General features: G+C 68.4%; 2 protein-coding genes and 1 pseudogene. All 3 read left to right on the top strand.

All coding sequences use genetic code 11. The features are described from left to right. Positions 1-317 (top strand): annotated as a pseudogene (locus JCM19049_RS15240) (DUF4440 domain-containing protein); the annotation flags it as partial. Between the two features lie 11 nt (positions 318-328). Then, positions 329-781, top strand: coding sequence for a serine hydrolase (locus JCM19049_RS15245; protein WP_279403349.1), 453 nt, complete (start codon positions 329-331; stop codon positions 779-781). A 2-nt stretch (positions 782-783) separates the two neighbouring features. Then, a complete protein-coding gene (locus JCM19049_RS21320) occupies positions 784-930 on the top strand; it encodes a serine hydrolase (RefSeq protein WP_279403350.1) in 147 nt (48 codons plus the stop codon). Positions 931-1,027 lie beyond the last annotated feature (97 nt).

Below are 1,027 nucleotides of genomic sequence, written 5' to 3' on the forward strand. Positions count from 1 at the left end.
TCGATGGGAAGGTGCGCACCTCCTTTGAGGAGTTCGTCGACTTCCTGCACCCCGGATACCAGGAGGTCAGCCGCCACGGCGGGCTGCTGGACGTGGCCACCGTGCAGCAGGTGCTCGACTCCGGGCAGCGGCTACCGGCCACCGGTCCCACCCAGCTGCTCACCGCCCACGCGCTGGCCGATGACCTGGTGCTGCTCGCCTACCGGATGAAGCCGGCCGACGGGTCGGCGACGCTGGTGTGCTCCTCCTGGTGGCAGCACACTGAGCAGGGTTGGAAGCTGCGCTTCCGGCAGGAAACCGCCGAACAGCCGCGATAGGATCGGAAACCATGAAACAAGTGATCACCGAGCAGTTCGCCGAGCTGGCCGCGCAGCTCGATGAGCGGGCCGGGCAGGGTACCGAATTCTGCGCCCAGTTGGCCGTCTACCACCGCGGGGAACTGGTGCTCAGCCACACCGCCGGAGATTACCTGGCCGGGGACGCGCTGACCTGCATCTACTCGGTGACCAAGGGACTGGGGGCGCTGGTCATCGCGTTGCTGGTGCAGGAGGGCAAATTGGACCCCGAGGCCCCGGTGGGGCGCTACTGGCCCGAATTCGCGGTCGCCGGCAAGGAGCAGGTTACCGTCGGGCAGCTGCTCAGCCATCAGGCCGGGGTGCTGGGGGTGCCCGGCGGGGTGCCGGAGGAGGTCCTGTTGGACTCGCCCCGGCTGGCCGGGATGCTGGCCCAGATCCCCAGCTACTGGCCGCTGAGCCAGCACATCGTGGCTACCACTCGCTGAGCATGGGCACCTTGATGGAGGAACTGGTGCGCCGGGTCAGCGGACAGGAGCTGCAGCAGATCTTTGAACAGCGCATCCGCCGGCCGCTGGGCGTGGACGCTACATCGGCCAGCCCGCCGAGCTGGAGCCGCGCTTCCGCCCCACCCTGATCACCAATACGCCCGAGACGTTCGTGGACCCGTTGTCACTGTCCGGGATGTCGCTGAACTCGCGGGCCGGGTTTGCCGTGGACGGCGTGCGCCACGG

This window comes from Arthrobacter sp. JCM 19049, assembly GCF_001310435.1.

What these genes read in the sequence shown, in the direction of transcription:
- JCM19049_RS15245 (WP_279403349.1), top strand. Translation starts at nt 329, where the DNA reads ATGAAACAAGTGATCACCGAGCAGTTCGCCGAGCTGGCCGCGCAGCTC.
- JCM19049_RS21320 (WP_279403350.1), top strand. Translation starts at nt 784, where the DNA reads ATGGGCACCTTGATGGAGGAACTGGTGCGCCGGGTCAGCGGACAGGAG.